The organism is Microvirga tunisiensis (assembly GCF_009296175.1).
Classification (GTDB): domain Bacteria; phylum Pseudomonadota; class Alphaproteobacteria; order Rhizobiales; family Beijerinckiaceae; genus Microvirga; species Microvirga tunisiensis.
The window spans coordinates 1-1,247 of sequence record NZ_VOSK01000786.1 but is presented as its reverse complement, the minus strand read 5'-3'; the positions used below and the strand labels follow the sequence as shown (position 1 = coordinate 1,247).

At 62.7% G+C, this 1,247-nt stretch carries 1 protein-coding gene and 1 pseudogene; one reads left to right on the top strand and one right to left on the bottom strand.

Annotation, left to right across the window (positions count from 1 at the left end; all coding sequences use genetic code 11):
- Positions 1-284 (top strand): annotated as a pseudogene (locus FS320_RS49475) (integrase core domain-containing protein); the annotation flags it as partial.
- 5 nt (positions 285-289) lie between these two features.
- Here FS320_RS49475 and FS320_RS43660 read toward each other — a convergent pair.
- Positions 290-1,036: an acyl-CoA desaturase gene (locus FS320_RS43660; RefSeq protein ID WP_420846857.1), complete on the bottom strand. Its 747-nt coding sequence runs from the start codon at positions 1,034-1,036 to the stop codon at positions 290-292.
- Positions 1,037-1,247: the final 211 nt, after the last annotated feature.

The following is a 1,247-nucleotide window of genomic DNA, read 5'->3' as shown; positions in this document are numbered from 1 at the left end:
CCAATGGTCTCGTGGAGCGCTTCAACGGGCGGGTGCAGCGCGAGGTGCTGGGCATCACCATCTACAGCCATCGGGACCTCGAGACGCTGCTCAAGGGCTTCAATCAGGCCTATAACAGAAGACGTCAACGCGTGCTCAAGGGGCGATCCCCGGATGAGGTTGTGCGAAGCCGCCTGGCTGCCGAGCCGAAGCTCGCCAACCGCCGCTACAAGCCACCCGATGCAGACGCGTTGCCGCCAGCCCTCCAGGTCATCGCTCATGCCAAGGAGGTCTCGCATCCAGACAACTATTACCCTGCTGCGGCAATCAGCCGGGAGCCCACCGCCTCCAGGATCATGCGGTGCGCCCGTTCGACGATGTCCTCCAGGGATCGAGTCTTCACGAACATGGTAGATGCGCGGGCCCAGATTTCGTCCCGCGTGGGGATATGCGGCAGATGCCCATGGGCCAGCACCTCATGCGCCCTGTGCTGGGCGGCGGCGAGCCTCACCCGGAAATCGGCGAGACCCGGGGTCGTCCCTAGGGCGTGGCTCAACTTGGCCGATATGCTCTCCACGTTAAAGGTCGCGACAAGTTCGGCAGCCGCCCGGTCGATCACCCGCGAGCCAAGCCTCTGCTCATTCTTCAGAACGGCGTCTGGGGGGCTCTTTAGATCCCACACCACGCCGAGCAACGAGAGCGCCTTGATGATGTAGAAGGTCGGGTCGATCTCCCACCAGCGGAAGCCCTGCCGCACGCTGGCCTGATAGGCATGATGGTTGTTGTGCCAGCCCTCGCCCATGGTGAAGAAGGCCAGGAGCCAGTTGTTGCGAGAGTCGTCGCCGGTCACGTAACGCTTCGAACCGTGCACATGGGCGAGCGAGTTGATGCAGAAGGTGGCATGATAGACTGCCACCGTGCTCCAGAAGAAGCTGACGACGAGGCCCGGCCAGTCGGCACTCAGGAAGGTCACCAAAGCCAGCACGGCGGCAGGCACCAGCTCGTACTTATGCAGCCACGTCAACTCCGGGTACTTGGTGAAGTCGCCGACCTTCACGAGATCGACGGTGTCGTGCTTGCGGGCGAAGATCCAACCTACATGGGTGTAGCGCGACGCGCGAATGTGTGAGTAAGGCGACGGCCAGATTTACGAGATGTCGCCTCCGGTTGAAGTCGACCTACCGTGTCACGGGACGACACGGAGGAGCGCATGAGCCGGCTCGATCAGGAGGCTCGCATGACTATCAAGGCATTGGCGGCGCGGGGAG